The organism is Mucilaginibacter sp. (assembly GCF_039925265.1).
Classification (GTDB): domain Bacteria; phylum Bacteroidota; class Bacteroidia; order Sphingobacteriales; family Sphingobacteriaceae; genus Mucilaginibacter.
Map to the genome: position 1 here is coordinate 16,725 of NZ_JBDSZG010000037.1, position 17,995 is coordinate 34,719.

The 17,995-nt window shown below is 46.0% G+C and carries 21 protein-coding genes; 4 read left to right on the plus strand and 17 right to left on the minus strand.

The annotated features are described in order from the left end of the window. Window positions 1-2: 2 nt before the first annotated feature. Window positions 3-227 (plus strand): hypothetical protein, encoded by a 225-nt coding sequence (locus ABIX36_RS16970; RefSeq protein ID WP_348083356.1) that lies wholly within the window; start codon window positions 3-5, stop codon window positions 225-227. On the opposite strand, the gene ABIX36_RS16975 is transcribed toward ABIX36_RS16970, so the two are convergent. From ABIX36_RS16975 to ABIX36_RS17055, 17 genes are all read right to left on the minus strand, one after another. After that, the gene (locus ABIX36_RS16975) at window positions 224-1,027 is read right to left on the minus strand and encodes a hypothetical protein (protein WP_348083357.1); all 804 of its coding nucleotides are present in this window, start codon (window positions 1,025-1,027) and stop codon (window positions 224-226) included. The two genes, ABIX36_RS16970 and ABIX36_RS16975, sit on opposite strands and share 4 nt — an antisense overlap. 137 nt (window positions 1,028-1,164) lie before the next feature. After that, window positions 1,165-1,923, minus strand: a complete 759-nt coding sequence (locus tag ABIX36_RS16980; protein WP_348083358.1) for a hypothetical protein — start codon at window positions 1,921-1,923, stop codon at window positions 1,165-1,167. Between the two features lie 15 nt (window positions 1,924-1,938). Then, window positions 1,939-2,964: a conjugative transposon protein TraM gene (traM, locus tag ABIX36_RS16985; RefSeq protein WP_348083359.1), complete on the minus strand. Its 1,026-nt coding sequence runs from the start codon at window positions 2,962-2,964 to the stop codon at window positions 1,939-1,941. Window positions 2,965-3,189: 225 nt separating this feature from the next. Beyond that, complete coding sequence (gene traK, locus ABIX36_RS16990; RefSeq protein ID WP_348083360.1) at window positions 3,190-3,807, minus strand: conjugative transposon protein TraK; 618 nt, start codon at window positions 3,805-3,807, stop codon at window positions 3,190-3,192. A 5-nt stretch (window positions 3,808-3,812) separates the two neighbouring features. Further along, window positions 3,813-5,018: a conjugative transposon protein TraJ gene (traJ, locus tag ABIX36_RS16995; protein ID WP_348083361.1), complete on the minus strand. Its 1,206-nt coding sequence runs from the start codon at window positions 5,016-5,018 to the stop codon at window positions 3,813-3,815. A gap of 11 nt (window positions 5,019-5,029) precedes the next feature. Further along, window positions 5,030-5,674 carry a TerB family tellurite resistance protein gene (locus ABIX36_RS17000; protein ID WP_348083362.1) on the minus strand — a complete coding sequence of 215 codons (645 nt, stop codon included), beginning with the start codon at window positions 5,672-5,674 and terminating at the stop codon, window positions 5,030-5,032. Next, window positions 5,661-6,248 carry a hypothetical protein gene (locus ABIX36_RS17005; RefSeq protein ID WP_348083363.1) on the minus strand — a complete coding sequence of 196 codons (588 nt, stop codon included), beginning with the start codon at window positions 6,246-6,248 and terminating at the stop codon, window positions 5,661-5,663. Before ABIX36_RS17005 ends, ABIX36_RS17000 begins: the two co-directional genes overlap by 14 nt. 28 nt (window positions 6,249-6,276) lie before the next feature. Beyond that, entirely contained in the window at window positions 6,277-6,945 is a 669-nt protein-coding gene (locus ABIX36_RS17010) for a conjugal transfer protein TraI (RefSeq protein WP_348083364.1), read from the minus strand. A gap of 1 nt (window position 6,946) precedes the next feature. Beyond that, window positions 6,947-7,243, minus strand: coding sequence for a hypothetical protein (locus tag ABIX36_RS17015; protein ID WP_348083365.1), 297 nt, complete (start codon window positions 7,241-7,243; stop codon window positions 6,947-6,949). Further along, window positions 7,240-9,699 carry a TraG family conjugative transposon ATPase gene (locus ABIX36_RS17020; protein ID WP_348083366.1) on the minus strand — a complete coding sequence of 820 codons (2,460 nt, stop codon included), beginning with the start codon at window positions 9,697-9,699 and terminating at the stop codon, window positions 7,240-7,242. Before ABIX36_RS17020 ends, ABIX36_RS17015 begins: the two co-directional genes overlap by 4 nt. Further along, on the minus strand, window positions 9,686-9,994 hold the full coding sequence (locus ABIX36_RS17025) for a DUF4133 domain-containing protein (RefSeq protein WP_348083367.1): 309 nt from the start codon (window positions 9,992-9,994) through the stop codon (window positions 9,686-9,688). The genes ABIX36_RS17020 and ABIX36_RS17025 overlap by 14 nt, the downstream gene beginning before the upstream one ends. Next, on the minus strand, window positions 9,991-10,287 hold the full coding sequence (locus ABIX36_RS17030) for a DUF4134 domain-containing protein (RefSeq protein WP_348083368.1): 297 nt from the start codon (window positions 10,285-10,287) through the stop codon (window positions 9,991-9,993). The genes ABIX36_RS17025 and ABIX36_RS17030 overlap by 4 nt, the downstream gene beginning before the upstream one ends. A 10-nt stretch (window positions 10,288-10,297) precedes the next feature. Then, window positions 10,298-10,801 (minus strand): hypothetical protein, encoded by a 504-nt coding sequence (locus tag ABIX36_RS17035; RefSeq protein WP_348083369.1) that lies wholly within the window; start codon window positions 10,799-10,801, stop codon window positions 10,298-10,300. 177 nt (window positions 10,802-10,978) lie between these two features. Beyond that, a complete protein-coding gene (locus ABIX36_RS17040) occupies window positions 10,979-11,965 on the minus strand; it encodes a hypothetical protein (protein WP_348083370.1) in 987 nt (328 codons plus the stop codon). Window position 11,966: 1 nt separating this feature from the next. Beyond that, window positions 11,967-14,036, minus strand: a complete 2,070-nt coding sequence (locus ABIX36_RS17045) for a hypothetical protein (protein WP_348083371.1) — start codon at window positions 14,034-14,036, stop codon at window positions 11,967-11,969. 89 nt (window positions 14,037-14,125) lie between these two features. Further along, window positions 14,126-14,971: an RteC domain-containing protein gene (locus ABIX36_RS17050; RefSeq protein ID WP_348083372.1), complete on the minus strand. Its 846-nt coding sequence runs from the start codon at window positions 14,969-14,971 to the stop codon at window positions 14,126-14,128. After that, on the minus strand, window positions 14,968-16,227 hold the full coding sequence (locus ABIX36_RS17055) for an aminotransferase class I/II-fold pyridoxal phosphate-dependent enzyme (RefSeq protein WP_348083373.1): 1,260 nt from the start codon (window positions 16,225-16,227) through the stop codon (window positions 14,968-14,970). The genes ABIX36_RS17050 and ABIX36_RS17055 overlap by 4 nt, the downstream gene beginning before the upstream one ends. 174 nt (window positions 16,228-16,401) lie before the next feature. Here ABIX36_RS17055 and ABIX36_RS17060 point away from each other — a divergent pair, with 174 nt between their 5' ends. The 3 genes from ABIX36_RS17060 to ABIX36_RS17070 all read left to right on the plus strand — a co-directional run bounded on the left by ABIX36_RS17060 (window position 16,402) and on the right by ABIX36_RS17070 (window position 17,941). Beyond that, window positions 16,402-16,968, plus strand: a complete 567-nt coding sequence (locus ABIX36_RS17060) for a hypothetical protein (RefSeq protein WP_348083374.1) — start codon at window positions 16,402-16,404, stop codon at window positions 16,966-16,968. A gap of 95 nt (window positions 16,969-17,063) precedes the next feature. Continuing rightward, window positions 17,064-17,492: a MauE/DoxX family redox-associated membrane protein gene (locus ABIX36_RS17065; protein WP_348083375.1), complete on the plus strand. Its 429-nt coding sequence runs from the start codon at window positions 17,064-17,066 to the stop codon at window positions 17,490-17,492. A 131-nt stretch (window positions 17,493-17,623) separates the two neighbouring features. After that, complete coding sequence (locus ABIX36_RS17070; protein WP_348083376.1) at window positions 17,624-17,941, plus strand: hypothetical protein; 318 nt, start codon at window positions 17,624-17,626, stop codon at window positions 17,939-17,941. Window positions 17,942-17,995 lie beyond the last annotated feature (54 nt).

Below are 17,995 nucleotides of genomic sequence, written 5' to 3' on the forward strand. Positions count from 1 at the left end.
GCATGACCTTAGCCGATTTCAACGCACTCAAGGCAGATGAAAAAGCAGCTTTAGCGATGCAGGGCAACTTCGTTGATGTGAGGACAGAAGGCGATATTAAAGTGGCTCTTTACAGCCACCCTGATTTTTACGCTGAAGTATTCTACAATGACCGGATTAACGAGATCATAAAATGCAGGGCATTCAATTCTATAACGCCCCTTGCAGCTTATATTAAATTGAGTTAAAAAACGGTCTTGATCACTTTATCGGTTCCATTGATCAAATCAGCGATTTCCGCAGGCTCAGGATCCCGTTTTTTGTTTTGAATGGAAAGCTGATGTAGTTCAGCTAGTAAGCCGATGTGCCGGTAATCCGGAAAGTCGATGATCTCATTCTTTTTAAGCAGTTCATTCAGGTCAGCGATGCTTTTTCGGCTTATCTTCAATTGTCTGCGTTCACAAACCTGTTCCAGGTGCTTTTCCAGGACAAGTCCGGCGATCACACCTGCTGCGCGATAGAGTTTATTTTTAGCCAATTGCGCAGCTTTGTCAAGTTCAGCGTCCAGTAAGCCTATCTGAATTTCGCGACGGATGTCAAGCAGCGTACTTTCTACAGTGTTCAGGATTGCGCCAACAATATGGAACTGCTGTTCGAAAGCCGGAATGGCCGCATCAGGACCCGCCACCACTTTTTTATCGAATCCAGCCGTCACAACCGTATCGCTCAGATAGTCTTCGATGACGTAATTTTCTCTGGTGATCTCTTTACGCACTTTGGGCCGTTCATATAATCGGACAAAGTCATTGTGACGCAACGGCAGCAGGATCCTGACCACAGCAACCGCTTCGCTATACCAGGGTTGATAAGCGGACTTAAATACCGGCAGACCCTTCTTAAATTCCTGATAGTTCTTTTTAAGTGTGTTGGTAAAATGCTGTTCCATCTGTTCCGGGAACTGTTCATCCCTGATAGCATTGAGTAAATTTACGCCCTGGGTATGCAGGCGCTTAACGTCTGCTTTGATCTGCTCAAAATTGTTTCTCATGTCAGCTGCAAAAGTAAGCGTTACCCGGAATTAAGGAAAAATAAAAGTCCCCAAACACTCGCTGCCGGGGACTTTCAACCTAAACCTTATCACAATTAACCGGCAGATCGCCGGTCATTATGAAGGCAATATAGAAATTACATTTTCATTTTAGCGCTCTTTCTTGGCTTTTTTGCAGGCGCATCCTCCGTGGTCTGCGCTTGCTTCTGATCTTTTTTAACTTCATTTTTTAGCTCAGGCTTTTTATAATGTTCTAATTGCTGGGCCTCGCCTTTGTAATTGGTCAGGTTGACCCGGTGTTCAGCAGGGTTAGCTTCCAGGTAAAGTTTAACTTCCTTGCCGTCTTTCATCGCGGTAACCTGGTGCCGGTTACCTTTTTCCAATGACTTCATCAATTTATCCCGGGCACCTTCCTCGTTGATACCTACGATATCCAGTTTGTCAATGGCACGCTCCGGCTTGTAATTCCAGCCATCTGTGAATGGCCTCAACTTGAAGTTGCCGTTCTCCGTTTTGTTCTCTTTATCTATAACGATCCAGGCATTGTATTTTTCTCCCTCCAGGTTTTCCAGTTGTTTATGCACCGCCCGGCCGTCCATCAGATTATAGGCCTCCTTAGCAGTGATACCGCTACCTTTATTGATATAAAACGTTTGCTGCATGTCTTTGTCCCGCAAAGAGGCATCATATTTATTGAAGAAATACATGTCGTTTTGATCACCGGCTTTATAGTGCAGCGAGTAGTCGACATTTTGCTTGTTGTACTCCTGATCAGTTGAAAGTACAAACTCTTTCTTTCCGGCCCTAATATTCTTTTCCAGTTCATCATTTAATTTCTCACCAAACCCCAGGTTTAGTAATTGCTTTTGCAGGTAGCCTAAATTTTCTGTGTTCATAATACTTATTTTTAATTAACGATTGATTTTTAACAGGACAGGTAACTCATCCTTTAATTTGACTCTGATTTTCTTGATCTTTTTGCTGAACAAGCCTTTGGCCGCATTGACACCACCGGCTGCCGCCTGTGCTCCGAGGCTTTGATCCATGCTCAGGAACTGCATGCTTTGAATAGCATCATCGGCACCACCACCTGCCGCACCGGATAATTCAGCTTCCGGTGCGGGTATCCCTGGCATACCGTCCAAACTGAAGACGGTGAGGTTGACCGGAATGATCTGTTTCTCCAGGCGGATATTTTGGATGGTCAGTAGCAGCCGCTGGTTGGTGACCTGGCATAAGCCATAAATTTCCTGGCCTTTCGGCAGCAGTTGGTTCTTAATGGTTGCAGTATCGGTCAGCCGGAGTTTGACAGATGCCCCGTCGGCAACCTTTTGCTTGCCATCGATCACAGCGGAAATAGCCCGAAAGGGCTTGGCTGGCTCTGATGCCATTGTTTTTTGCTGTACAGACGAAGGATTTTGAATGGCCTGTATCTTATCCAGCATTCTGTTCAATTGCTGCATTTCAGGGTCTGGTGCATTTCCGCCGCCATTCATATTGCGCATTATTTTTTTAAGCTGCTTTACCTGTTGCGGCTCAGGTTCTTCATAGCTGACAGACGGTTGTGGAGCTTCCTGCGGACGGCTTAATTGACTGTTTAATTGCGCCAGTTTCGCCTGAATCTTTTGAGCCTGATCGTCTGGCGTGGAGACGGAGTCTGCCTTCTGTGCCGGCGACTTTCCAAGTCCCATGGATTGTAAAAAAGCCGGACTTACGCCGTCCTGTGCAGGGTCGCGCTGCGCCGCCTGGTAAACAGCCATCTTGTCTGTTTTTTCTTTATCCTTAAACTGTGCTTCGGGCAGATCCGTGTCCAGGCCTCTACTATTGGCCATCAGCACATTTCCGGATTTGCCGCCACCTAATGCCCAAAAGGCCATCGTGAGAAATGGTATGACCAACAGCGGTAATACCAGTAAGAATTTTCGTTGCTTTTCCATATCAGTGTTTTTTAGAGGTTAATGAATCAGTGAATTGCGGGCCCGATGGCTGGCCGATATGCGTGGGTACTGTAATCGGGTTGACCTGCTCATCGAAACGACTGAAGTATATGCTAACAGCGAGCAGGCCGAGGAAGACAATACAGAATCCGAGATACAGGCAGATCTGCATCCATTCCCCCCGGCTGTTGAACCAGTCGTTGAACCGGTAGATATATCCGCGGATCATGGGTTATTGATTGAGGTGTCACGGTTCGCCAGGGTTTCCCAATGTTCGATCAGAAAGCCGTGCGGGTTATTATCGGACCGGCTTACATTACGCAGGCTGCCCTGTGTAACCAGTAATTTATGGATGGTCGACGTGGAACGGATGAGCTTTTCGGTTGCAAAGCACTTGAAAGCATATGGATAGCTGTTCATATTCAGCTGAATGCTGTCGACCGTGATCGTCTGACTGATATTCCCGGAAATCAGGTTATTGTAATAACTTTTTTCCTTGAGATCGTCATACTGGTTGCGTGCTGTTTCGTCAGCCAGATACAACGCCTTGCTGATGTTACCTTGAATTACCTTCTCGTCGGGATCAAGCGTGAAAAAATAATGATGGAACATCTTGATATGGTCACGCGCTTCTACCGGGATATTATCCTTTCTGTCGGCGGCAAAAGCTTCCAGTGCCTTACCATTAGCCAGCACGTAGATATGGGCGGATGCTTTCTGGTATGCTGCGAACGAAAAATAAATGGCAGCAATGGAAATAATAGCACTGGTTAGAATGACCAGTGCGACAATGCGCTTGTTCTGCTGAAAAGCAGTTTCGATATTTCTGAGGTGTGTAAACATGAGCTTTATTTTTTAGGGTCTCCATTTAATTTTTCGGATTGGACATTGTTAGAGCCTGCTGAATGGTAACCTTCGGCGATATGGCCCGGGGCATTAAAGAAATTTTTAGCGCCTTCTGCCATACGGTTCACTGCTGCCGAACCGGCGGCATAAGAAGAAGATTGGACAGAACTAACGGTTACGGATGTCAGGTTAGTGACTTTATTCAGCAGGCCATTCCCGCCGCCCGGATTGATAATATAACCGGCTACAGCAGGCACCGTGAAGTACCCGACGATGCCGATCAACAGGAAGATCAGGTAAGCAGTATCGGTAGAACTGAAGAAAGTGTCCCCGGCCTGGTTGACCTGTGAAATATCCAGCTTCAGCATGTTTTCCTGAACCTTACCAATGATGCTTCCAAAAATATTGGCGACCGGCAGCCATAAAAACACATTCAGGTATTTAGCCAGCCAGGTGCTTAGCGTATGCTGGAACCCGTCAAACACAGACAGGCCAAATACCAGAGGGCCGAGAATGGCCAGGACGATCATATAAAAGGTCCGGATCGTGTTGATACAAAGCGCTGCGGCTTCATAAACGACCTGTAAAACTTCGGACATCCATTGTTTGACACTGTTGCGGAACTTGTAGCTGGCTTTATCCATGGCGAATTTGACATCGTTACCAAGACTTGAAATTATGTTGTCATCTTTTCCGTCTTCATCTTTGGGATGTGTGTATTTGTACCATTTACTACGATCCCCTTCGCCGTCATCTCCTGCGTACATTTGCCAGGTATCTGTTTTCTCAATTGCCGCCTGTTTTTGCGCCAACAGTTTAGCTATCGCGGCATCCGAGCTTTGGACCATATTGCCGGTAGCTCTTACAACCGGATTCATCACACCGTTGATCACGGCGATCACAGTTGGGAATAACAGAATAGCAAGTCCAATCGTAAACGGCCGCAACAAGGGGTAAAAGTCGACAGGCTCAGCGCTGGCTAAATGCCGCCACACCCGGGCAGCAATGTACCAGAGCGCACCGAATCCGGCGATTCCTCTGGCAACGCCGATAAGCTGGCTGCACATCGGCAGCATATCCGAATAGACATGATCCAGCACGCCCTGTAGGCCGTGAATATCATTAGCCAACCCGTCAGCCCTGGAAAATAAGGGAATGAAGATCCCCGTGAGCGTCGTTAAGACGCTTAGCAATAGCTTCCTTTTCATAAGATTAATTTTTAGTTTAAGCCGTAAAGACCTTTGAGTACCCGCGCATCTTTCAGGTCTTTAGCCCGCTGCAAACTGAGCATTACCGCCTGCCGGTTGAAAAAGCGCAGGAACTGCAGCTGATCGGAACTGCTGATATAAATGCGATCAATACCGCGCAGACGATCATCATCCGACATTCTTAATTGACCCACGGTGGTGACGCTGGCCAGGTCATCAATATTGGTATCGCTTTGTTTCACCAGTTGGTTGTAGACGTTAGCCATATAATCCAGCTCTTTTGAGCTGAAGGTTCCGCTTTGACGGAACAGGCCGGCATAGCGCTTATACTCACGGATGATATCCTGTTGCTGGCTGATGATCTGGTTAACCCTGGGATTATTCCGAACTGCCGGATTAACTGCCATTAGGCCTGTCAGATAAATGTTGTGCAGGTTGAAATTGCCTTTAGATAAGTTAGAGATACTACTGTACCCTTGCTGATATATTTGGTAACCCTTTTTCATATCCGAGAGGATCGCCTTGAACTGGGTTAACTTTTCAATATTGAGTAACAACTGCTGCAGCTCGTCGCTTTGTGCTTGCGCTTTTATGGCGAAGCAGAGTATCAGGAACAAGATGGTTCCATAGCGCCGGAGTAATCTAACGGTTTCCATATAATTTTCTTAAAGTGTTCACTTCGTCTTTTGCCTGCTGCTTTTGCAGCACATAAACCTTAACCTGGTTATAAAATTCAGCGGCGAAGCGGTTATTGTCCTGCATGGCCTCATGCACCCTGGCGATCTGCCGCATGCGTTCCTCATCGCTCATTTCCGTTTTACGATCCGCCAGAACAGTTTGCAGATCGGTCAGCCGGGCATCGCAATCACTTAGCAATGCTTTACAAACGCGGCCGATATACACGCTTTCGCTTGGGGTTATCCCATTCTGTTTTTTTAGCTGACTGATTTGCTTTAAGATGTCTTGTTGCCAGCGGAAAATTTGAACAACCTGCGGATTGTTTCTGACAGGAGCACTAACGCCTTGCAGATGTGTATAGTAACTGCTATGCAGAGCATACTCGCTCCCGATAGCACCGCCAATAGAGCCCAGTCCGCCTTTGGCAATACCGTAGCCTTTTTGGATATATCCGTTGTAAACCTGTAGCGCGGCGATCTGCTGGAGCAGGTATTTCTTCTGCGTGCTTTTTTGTTTGAACCACTCCGCAAAGGTTTGCGCCTCAACTGTCATACTGAACAGCAGAAAAGCGCAGGTTAGCTTAATGCAGGCCATAATAGTTCCTGATGGTTCGTATTTCGTTCAGATCCTTACTCCGGTGCAGGCTCAGGATCATGTTCTGATTATTGTATTGCCTAAGGTCTCCGAAGCTTTCATCAAAACGGTCACCCGCCCGGTTGATCGCTTCCAGTCTTTGCTGGTCCGTCATCTGCGTTTTTCCGGGATTGATGACCAGCATGATCTGGTCGAGGTTTTTCGCACTCGCATCCAGAATGCCCAGGTAAACCCTTTGCATTTCGATGATCTCTTTCGATTGGAAGTGCTTATCTGACTGAAACAGTTTCCATGCACGCTTATATTCGCCCACCATAGCGATCTGTTTCAGGCCTAGTTCTTTGATCCGCTGGTAATAGGCAATGCTTGATTTAACCTTCCATAATTCTTGGTAGTATTCATCATAAAGTGAACGCTGCTTTTCAGACCAGGAAGAGATCTCATTCAGCCTGAATTTAGAGAGTTCATTCTCTATTGTTTTTTGGGCATTCTGCAGCCAGATAGTTTGGTTTTGCATGCGTTGGACTTTCAGATCGATCGCTTTTATCACTTTTTTAATGACCAGTTTAACCGCCTCAGCTATTGCGATCTGTGCGTGTAACCTGCTACTATAACAGGTCAGTGTCACTATGATTATAATTATGAACTTCTTCATGTTAATTGATTCTTTTATATCTTGAATTACCCATTAATAATTCATCTCCTTGAATGATAATCACCGCTGATCCCAATTCATTCAACCGCCATCGTTCCACATCATATTGTCGGGGTCTTAGCTGGCCATTGCGGATTTTGTTGTATCCCGTTTTTCTGGTAACAATTCCTTTTTTTACAGAAATTGTATCGTCGGCTCTAGTGTATTCATTTTTAAAATGTCTAAAATATACCCCTTCATTTTCATGATGTCCACAAGCCGCTAGCATTACAATGCATCCGATCAATATCTTTCTCATGCTGCGTTATTTTTAGTTTGTTGTTCTTCCTGGACGATGACCGCAATCGCTTTGCGGATATCGCCGTATTTCTTTTTGTAAGCTTTCACCTTAGCTTTTTCGGCTGACTCGGTCGTATAGGTCCAGTATTCTTCCCGGCTGACCTCCGTGCGGTAAACCCTTGACAACTGTCCATTCAGGCTGATAAATACTTCCTTGTATTTGTACCGTTCGTCATTCGCACGGTTCATACTCATGATCAATGCCGTCTCTTTATCGGTGATACCTAAGAGCTGCTGGATCTTTGGGAAGTCATTCTGGTATTTGCGCTGATCCAGCAAAATCTTGCAATCACTGTTGTTGATGATCGCCTGTTTGACTACAGGCGAACTGATGATGTCTTCAATATCCTGAGTGACGACCAGCGCCTCACCAAAATATTTCCGCACCGTTTTAAATAGGTATTTGATATACTCTGCCATGCCTTCTCGCGCGATGGCTTTCCATGCCTCCTCGATCAGGATCATTTTTCGGGTTTCTTTCGGCAGTTTCCGCATTTTGGACACAAAAGTTTCCATAATGATCAGCGTGACGACCGGGAACAGAATAGGATGATCTTTGATATTATCCAGCTCAAAAACAATAAAGCGACGTTGTAATAAATCAAGATTCTCGGTCGCGTTCAGCAGGTAATCATACTCACCGCCCTTGTAATAGGGTTTCAGGACGAACAGCAGGTTATCAATATCGAAATGCTGGTCCTTCACCTTGCTTTGTTTCATGGTTTCGTGGAAAGGACCTTTCAGAAATTCATAGAAGGAATTGAAGCAGGCAAAGTCCGGCTCACTTTCATAATAGTGATACAAGGCATCTGAAATGGCAATGTATTCCGAGCGTAATACACCTTCATCTTCTTTTTTCCAAAGAGCCAGGATCATGGCCTTGATGCTTTCGCGTTTCTCTGTGTCCAAAGTATCGCCTTCGCCAACGTAAAATGGGTTAAAGCTGATCGGGCTGTCTTCGCTGTAGGTGAAGTAATAACCACCAACAAATTCGCAAAGCCCTTCATAGCTATGACCGACATCGACCAATACGATATGGGCATCCTGTTCATAATAACTGCGCAGCAGGTGATTGGTAAAAAAAGATTTACCGCTTCCCGATGGGCCGAGGATAAATTTATTGCGATTAGTGGTGATCCCGTTCTTCATCGGCTCATCACTCAGGTCCACATGTAATGGTTTGCCGGACAACCTGTCTCCCAGTCGGATGCCGTATGGTGATAGTGATGAACGGTAATTCGTTTCCAGGTTAAAGAAGCATGCAGCCTGTTCAGCGAACGTATCGAAAGTGTCATTCATCGGGAAGTTTCCGCTATTGCCAGGAAGGCCGGCCCACCAGATCTGCGGTGCACCATCCGTTTCCTGCTTAGGCTGCGCGTCCAGTTGGGCCAGCGCCGAGCTAACTTTGTTTTTGACATCTTTCAGTTGTGCCTTATCATCCGTCCAAGCCAGGATATTGAAATGTGCCTTAACCGGAAGCCGTTGCTGGCTGATCGCTTCGTGCAGGAACTCCTGGGTGGCATCACGGCCTATTGCGTTTTCGCGAGAGTATGCCGACAGTGATTGCAGGCGCAGCTTTTTGGCTTCCAGTTTTTTAAGGGTCTTGGCACTATCTTCAATAAATAAATACTGGTTATAGATATGATTGCAGTTCAATAACGCGCCGATCGGGCTGGCAAAACCGGTACTGAATTTGGTCTTATCGGTACTGTACTGATCATACGTAATACGTGGCCCGCACAATGCGGGTAGGTTTTCAGGATCAGCGAGCGTATACAACTGGCAGCGGTTATCACCGATCCTGATCTCGTCTTTAAGATGAATGTCCTTTAATTCCGGCTCCGCCTGCTCATTTAACAGGAAACAATATTGCTCCAGAATGCCGGGCTTTATCAGCGTTCCGGCGAGTTCGTTATCACTTAACCTGCGCAAAGTAACCAGGCCGCTGTCTTCCATCACGCGTTTAAATTGTCCTGCGCTATCGTTGAAATCCCGGAATAGTTCCCCATCCGTGCTTTGCGGCGGTGTCAGGTGTTTGCGCATCAAACTGCTTGCGGCGCTGCTGACCGGCCTATAGTTCTCGGGCTTTTTGGTCAGGATCAGATAGCAATGATGCGCCAGGAACGGGCGTTCATTAAAAAATCGCTCGCTGGCATGACTCAAAAAAGTCTGATCGCCGAAATTCGCTTCGTAGTTACTTTCCACGAACCAATCCTGTTTATGCAGGATGCTGTTTTTAGGGAGCAATTTTATCGCTTTGACCCAGGTCTGATGAAACGCCAGGTACTCATCGTTGGAAAGCGTAAAGAGTTCCGGTAAGCGGACTTCATAAGCGATGCTTAACTCACCCTGCATGGATACTAGCGCATCATGCTCCACTTTATAGATCGGAAATATTTGCTCAGCGTTTTTCATAAAAAAGCCTCCTTGATTTGAATTTGATATAGGTGGGCAGATAACTGCGGGCATTTCTTTTCATCAGGCCATGCTCACCGTATTTGTGGCTCAGGCCAAATACCTGGTAGAATAGTGCGCTCCCCAGACCGAGGATGATCAGGATGCACAGGTAAATGGCCAGGCCGATGAGGTACATCACGGCGAACAGCACCAGCAAGCCGACCAGACCGCCGCCTAAATAGCCAATGTATTGGGCCTTCAGTCCCTTGAACTCAATGGGACGGTTAATGCCTTTGTTGATCTGGTAGCTCATACGCCGAAAAATGATTTAAGTACGGTGGCCACGACCACTAAAAAGATGCAGGATCCGAACCAGCTGGATGCGACCTTACCGGTATCGTGTTCGCCATCGTTCCATTTCTTGTAAACTTTGATCGCACCGACCAGGCCGATGATCGCGCCAATTGCATACATCAGGTTGGTACCGGTCGCAAAGTAACTTTTCACCTGGTTGGTCGCTTCATTGATGCCGGCGTTTCCGTCCTGGCTGTAACCGGTCATGGCGATGGCCATAACGGTGAGGAATAATAAAATGTGCTTTTTCATATCTATGGGATTAAAAGGTTAATGGCCATTCACTTTCCTTTACCTCGAAAGGCAGTTTGACGGCCGAAAATTCGCTGAGTGAACGGATCACGGCCGGGAGGCTGATTTCATCACTGAAGATCTCGTACTTGTCGATCAATAATTTAAACAGGGAAAGGAACTCGCTTTTATCATCGTTGTCCGCGTAAGCGTTAATTAAAGCTTTGGCCTCGTCCAGCAAGTCATCCGATGGGCCTTTCGGTAGTGTCTGTTCACTGATATCATCAGAAGCTACAGCGGAGAAAAGAAGTTCTTCCGCGGGGTAAAGCCCGGTGCCTTCATCAGGCTTCGCAGCACCCATTACGACAGCTATTTTACCGGCCACAGGCGGCGTTATGCTACGAACGGGAAGTGTTACCTTGAATTTAGTGGCAAGTTCGGCTCCGTAGTAGCGCAGGCCTATATAAATGTACCAGGCGGCGCTTAGCGTTATGACGGCAGTCAGGTATTGCTGCCAGGAGATGGCGTTTAACATATACATTTGTTTTAACCGCCGGCAACATACCGTCGGGTAGAACAAATGTCCTTAGCATTTAAAACGTTATTAGACAACGGTCACACAGGTTGTGTCGTTTATCCTGAATCAGAGACTAATAAGGGCTAATTTATACTGTTATCTTTTTGTTGGTTTGAAGTACCCGGGATAAGTCCTTTATTTTAGGATATCAAGCTGGCGTGCGATATCCTGCATGAATTTGGCCATCGGCCTTTTATGGATGTCGTCCTTATCCGTGTAATTACCAACTAGTATCCTGTTGGAGAGGTCTTCATCAGACAACAGCCTTCCGAAAGAATTCTTCAGGGCGTCACGGTAAGATTCGGTATAGACCTGGGATTTAATGATCAGTTCCTCTGCAACATCTTTTTGCGTTTCATAGATGCCTTGAATATTAAAAGCTTCCTGAAAAGTTTTGGTCTTGGTGCCTTTAAATTTATCCTTATCAGGATCTATAAAAATGATCCTGATCCTGCCCGGGTCGCCATGGAGTAAATAACCGGCCAGAGAACCCGCCGACAGTTCGAACCGGTAAGGTTTCCCGGGCTGATCGCCATAAAGGTCAAAGTCAATTGGAGATTCTTTTTTAGCGTTATTACAAATACCGCATACGGGGTAAAGGTTATAAAAACAAATGCTCAAAAAAGGAAAATCATCCTTGGGTATATAGTGGTCAAGCTGATATTTAGCTTTGACCGTTTTAGTTCGTCCTCCGGGACTTGTTTTGTAAACCGACAGGGCTGATTGGGAATTACAATAAACGCATGCACTGATCCCGAGTGACTTAAAGAATTTTGGATAAAACCTTTTTCGTATCGCTTCATAGTTCAAAGCTTCCAGAATGTGGGCGGTCAGGCTTTGGGTTGGCTGATCGTTGCCGTCTTTCAAGATCGTCCTTACCGGAATTTGTGGTAAAAGGGTAGCTTTCTGGCGGATTTTTTCTTGGTTTAAGCTAATGTAGCCATCCTCATTAAAAAATAATATAACCTTATCTAGGTAGGCTAATTCATCCGTGTTAAAGGTGCCTGCGAAGTCCTGACGGACTAGTGCGAGTGCGTCCTGGGCGGTTTTAAGCATTTTCTCTATTTCTACACGATAACTGCCGATCGTGCTTTCCAATAATTTCGAACCGATAGGGATCATGCTATTGCTGGGTGTTTTTAAGCTGCATTAAACGGGCGATCTCTTCGTCCAGTTTAGTGGTAAATGTTTTGTAGTAAAGATTTTCGACTGCTTTTTTTAACACGGGTTCACCGATAAGCTTGATCAGTTCCGGGATCGTATTTTCATTCCAGCGGTGTGGAGATATTTTATTATTCTTTACCTGTAACCCGGTATCAGGGACATAATTCTCCATATAGGAAATAGCTTCCTGGATCTGCTGCTGCGCATAAATGCCCATAAAACCCCCTTTCAAAAAAAAGCTGTCTGCTAGTAGGTCATGGATATTAGCGCCGAACGTTTCCGACCGGACAGGTGCTGGATTTCCCTCGTCTATCTTCAACACATGATTTTTGGGGATATCAGACAGTATGAAAGGGGAATGTGTCGAAAAAAGGATGTTAATACTTTTGATGTTGGGGATTTTCAACCGGCCGATACCTGATAAGATTTCGGATACAATTTGCTTTTGAAAGTCCGGATGGAAATATAATTCTACTTCATCCAGCATCAGATTAATATGCTTGTACTTTAACAACCCATCGCGGTTAAACACAGTATTCAGATTAATTAAATGATAGAGGATGGCTTGCGTGGTGTGCACTAGGTGCTGCTCTCCGGAACTAAGGGAATGAAAATCTGTGCCGCCTTTAAGTATGAACGAAGGGCGGTAAAAAGAGGCCGGCATGATTTCCAATATGTCAAAACGTTTTTTGCCCTTTACGGCAGCTTTTAACCTCTTTTCTAGTACCTGAACCGGCACGCGCAGCCAAATACCGTTCCATTCAACTTTTTCGTTCTTTTCTTCCCGAAGAAATCCGTACCGGGCGCAGTTCAGTATTTGTTTAAGCTTCAATGTAACGTGGGAATTTTTATCGGCCAAAAAGTGTAAATATCCGCCTAACTGCGGTATTTCAAGCTCCCGATTGCCCTCAGAATACAAATGGTATTTGTCATCCGGGTAGTATTTGACAGCTATTTTAAGCAGCTTTTTATAAACGTATTTACAAACGCTCGTAAAGTGTTTCACGTTCCTTTTACACTCCTTAAGGTCGCAGGTTTCCCCGAGAAGGGCCTCATATGTGGCAACAAACACCTCTTCAAGGTTCTCTCCGTGTTTTATTTCCTGGTTCTCGATACTCAAACTCAGATCAGCGCCTTCTACTTCGGTAAAATGGCTTTCGTCACGCATAAACATGATATATTCAATGGGCTTACCCACCAGGATATTTTTTGTGACCATCGTCTCATCCATTAGGTTGGCCATTAATCTAGACTGCGCCAGATGAAGCTCGGAGTTAACATTGATATTGCCTTCCTTAGTCCGGTAAGGATTGATTACCACTGGGGCCTGGTAACCGTCATTTTTATGAAACAAAGATCGCAGCCATTGGCCGCTTTTGGATGGGTTAAGACCGTATAGAGAATAATTGATCACCACACTATAAAAATAACGCCCGAATTCCTCATTGCTGATCGAGAACGGAAAATTGATATCTGCTGGCAAAAAGGCATTCTCATTGGCTGTATCGTGGTAATTGATCGCAGTGCGTTCGCCCTCAATCACCCGGATGGATTTGATGTTCTGGCCGTCACGATAATATATCTCTGCTGCGAGATCCTTGAAAAGCCGCTGGTGCTCCTCCAATTCCTTCGTTAGATTATAGACCTGGTAATCATTCATTTGGCCTTTTAATTTCTCTCGTTCCAGGTCTTCTGTAGCTTTTACCCAGTTATCCTTCAGAATGAGTTCTTTGTTAGCAATCACGTAGGCGATCAGGAATACAAGTTCGAAGATGGTGCTTTTGCCCGAGCCGTTTTTACCGACGACTGCTGACATACTGATTTGCAGTTCATCTTTTTGTGATCTTCTGATAGTATAAAGGTCATTATCAAGTAAGGGGTGGTAAACGATCTTTTTAATTTCAGTGCCCTCGGTCTCAAATGTGTAGGCCTGGTGAAAAATGTATGGTTCGTCGGAGATCAGATTTTTACGGAAGCGCTCAGCACATTGCCCCAAGGGACGTACGGCGATCAATGAAAAATTATTCATTTGGTATATAAGGTTTGTATGCGCTCTGCTAAAGTAAGAATGACAAATGATTTAACAAGTATAAGGATCGAAATAGCAGCCGGTGAACTTCATCCATTAAGTTTGTCGTTAATCATTCTCATCAGGCCATCCGTCAGCTTATTCAGGAATATCGGTATGACCTTTTTCCGGCGCCCAATATCAATGATCTTGTGATAGGATTCTTTAATTTCCATCTGGAAAACAAATTCGAAGATGCCTACCAGTTCGCTTACATCGATATTACCGTTATTAACAGATCCTGAAGTCTTAAGGGAATAGATTAGTTCGACAGCATCGGTCGGGCTAGCTGTCCAGTTCGGATGTTGGAAGGGAAAATGCTTTTGACCATTCGCAGGCAAGAATTCGCTGCTTCCGATCCTGGCCAGTTCAAGGTTCAGGTAGTCCTGGAATTTTTCATTGGCCATGATCTTGGATAGTTTATAATCGTGGCTGGTAGAGTATTGTTCATCTTCCTCAAAATCCTCCAATTCCATCTGTACATCAAAGCCGCCGCGGGTGAAATAGACCACATCCATTTGCGTGCCACCAGAACGGTAATACTGGTAAAAAGCTTTGTTATTATCAAAGAAGCGCTGCAGGTCCGTCAGGTGGAAGTTGATATAGCTTTTGACGGCTTCTTCACCACCCGCCGGGTACTGGATGAGGTAATTGTAAACATTGATGAAGTAGATATACTTACTGTAAAATAAGGGCTTGACTTCTTTGAAAAAATGGATTTCGTCGGCCGTGTCTTCAAATGAATAGCTGGAAATATAGCGTTTGAGTTTGGTCATCGCCTTTTTACAGATGATGATCGAACTGCGGTACTGTTCAGTAGCGGTATCCGCATTTAGTACTACTTCCGCTAACTGACTTTCCATCGCGGAGTGAAAACGTTCTGCAATACTTTTCATTCGGATTTAGCAATTTGAAGCTGACTGTTGATCATATCAAAAGCGTTGAGCACCTGATCCAAATGCGCCCTGGTATGGGTAGCCATGACATTCATACGAATACGCGCGTTCTTTTTGGAAACTGCCGGATACATGATCGGGTTGGTGTAGATACCTGCGGCCAGGAGCAGCCTGCCGGCTTCCAGCGTTTTCGGAATATCACCGATCTTGACAGGGATCACCGCAGAGGCCGTGGTGCCGATATCCAGCCCAAGGCCGGTCAGACCATTCTTCAGGTAATTAATATTATCCCAGAGTTGGGTCCGCCATTGCGGTTCTTCATCCACCAATTCGATTGCCCTGGTTATACCCAATATTGCCGGCGTTGCCGTAGTGGAGAACAGGTGCTGTTTGGACTGGTATTTCAGATAATTGATGATCTCCGGCTTAGCGACGACATATCCACCGATGTTACCTAATGCCTTGCTGAATGTTCCCGTGATAATATCCACCTGGTCGAATGCATTAAATAATTCGATCACGCCACGTCCATGTTCGCCGACCACGCCGATACCATGAGCATCATCTACAACGAGATAAGCGCCGTAACGGTGTGTCAGTTCCGCAATCCGGTCAATCGGTGCAAGGTCACCATCCTGGCTATACACGCCATCGATAATGACCATTTTAGTTCGGTATTGCGCCTGCGCATTGCGCAGTACTTGTTCCAGCATTTCCAGGTTGTTATGCAGAAAAGTTTTGACTGTGGTGGTCAATACGCCTTCATATACGCTGGCATGGACCGCCATATCCAGGATGGCCAGGTCTTCTTTATGCAACAGGCACTGTAAGGTGGCGCTGTTGGCGGTATACCCGGTCGTGTACAGGATCGCTTCTTCTTTTTGATAAAACCCGGCGATCATCTTTTCCAGTTCCGCATGATAAGAGAAATGTCCGCCAATTGCGGGGGATGCACCTGAACCGGTGCCGAACTGCGCCGTGGCATTGATGACCGCTTCTTTGATCTTCGAGTGCTGGCTGAAGCCCAGGTAGTCATTGGAAACCAGGCAGACCGACCGGGTGGGTTTGGAATGGCCGGGCAGCATAAGATCCATCTCCGGCCCGACAGGGCTTAACGACTCAATGCGGTAATTGAGATGGCCGTTGGCCTTTAGATAGTTCAGGTATTCCTGAAATTCCGCAGCGGTAGTGAATACATCCTGTCCGCCAATGTTCTCAAAGTCTTTAAAGCTGGTATTCGTATAATCTTTTGGCATAGGTAAAAAGTTTTTATGCCTGAAAATAGGAAGCGAAATTCGGCCAAGTGGTGACATGCAAACAAATATGAATTAATTGTTAAAATAACTGCATGTCACCACCTGGATGCTTTTTTCACCGTTGCTTTGTGGTTTTTTCTTAGTTAGATCTAACGAAAAGGCAGAACGAAACAGATGAGCGTAGAGGATATCATTGCAGAACTGGATAAAATAGTGGCGCTCTCAGCGCCATTCAAGGCGAAACTACGGGATCTGCTGTTCAGTGAGGTCTATCAGTCACACCAGATCATTGACGCGCCGGGGAATCACCATCACCGGCTGTGGCTGGTGGGATCAGGTATCGTCCGAAGCTATTACTTTGACAGCCAGGGCAAAGAAATCACACAGGCATTTTACCTGGGTACGGATCTGATCTTCTTTTGGGAAGCCTACTTGGCGCAACGCACAGACTATTACCTGGAAGCGCTCCGGACAGTGAAACTGCATTCCCTACGTTACACCGATCTGGACGGTTTGCGGAGCTTTCCCGAAATGGATATTTTGCTGCGCTATTTTATTCTCCAGCAGCGGCGTAGCGAACTTTTCAGGAACCGCTTGCTCTTGCAGACCGCCGAACAGCGATACCGGCAGTTCCGCTTAGCCCACCCGGTTGTTTTCCGCGAGTTATCCCTGCGGCTGATCGCATCCTACCTGAACATGACCAGGGAAAACCTGAGCAGGCTGATCGGTAAGGACCTGTAGGGCTTAGGTTAACTGGTAATCCTTTTCTATGGAACTGGTGATCGTGATCACAGTTAGGGTTCAGGCCGACGGCTACCTTTATCCATGTCAACGATATGAAAAAAAAAACTTTACTATCCATCATTTCCGCCTTGCTTATCCTGCTGTACGTGTACACGGCTGCAAGTAAAATAATATCCTTCGGGGATTTTCAGATGCAGATGCGTCTGCAGGTGTTGCCGGGGTGGCTAAAAGAGCTGCTGATCTGGACCTTACCGCCGGTAGAATTGATCGTAGCAATACTGCTCTTTGTACCGAACGCAAGGCTGACGGGCCTTTGGCTGTCAGCGGTCATGCTGCTGGCATTTACACTATACATCGGACTTGCTTTATTCCGTGTCTTTGATCGAATACCCTGTTCTTGCGGGGGCGTGCTTCGCTCCATGGGCTGGAGCTTTCATTTTTGGTTCGATCTTTTCTTTTTGCTGTCAAATATCTGCGCTATAGTATTAACCGTCAGGGAAAGGAGGACCGCCAATTCATAAGCCTTGCAACTACCGGTAAGCGCAAAGTGCGATACCGCCGCGGCATCCGGGCCGCTTAATACCCGGTAAGAATTCAATTTTTTACTTAAAGTTTTTCCTGAGCTTTTTGATCTAATAAAGCTTTGATCATTATGCGTAAAAATTTCTTAGGCATCGCTGCCATTGTTATTGCCTTAGGGGCAAGTGCATTTACCGCGCCAAACAGATCTCATGGAAAATTGGTGACCTACAAATGGTTCCAGATCACCGCGAACAGAACGACTGATCAATCAGTGCCGTCCTCAGGCGCCACTTATCTTGGGGAAAGCGAAATGCCCCCAACCGGTGACGGATGTAACAACCTTTCCAACAAACAATGTGTTTCCGGTTTTAGTGCCGGTCAGGTGACCAGTACCAACCATCTGGATGGCCCGCAGATACCGGAAGCGATCGCCGCAACCCGTAACTGATCAGCACCAGAACAGTAGAAAAGAGAGCTCAAAAGGCTCTCTTTTTTGTTGTTA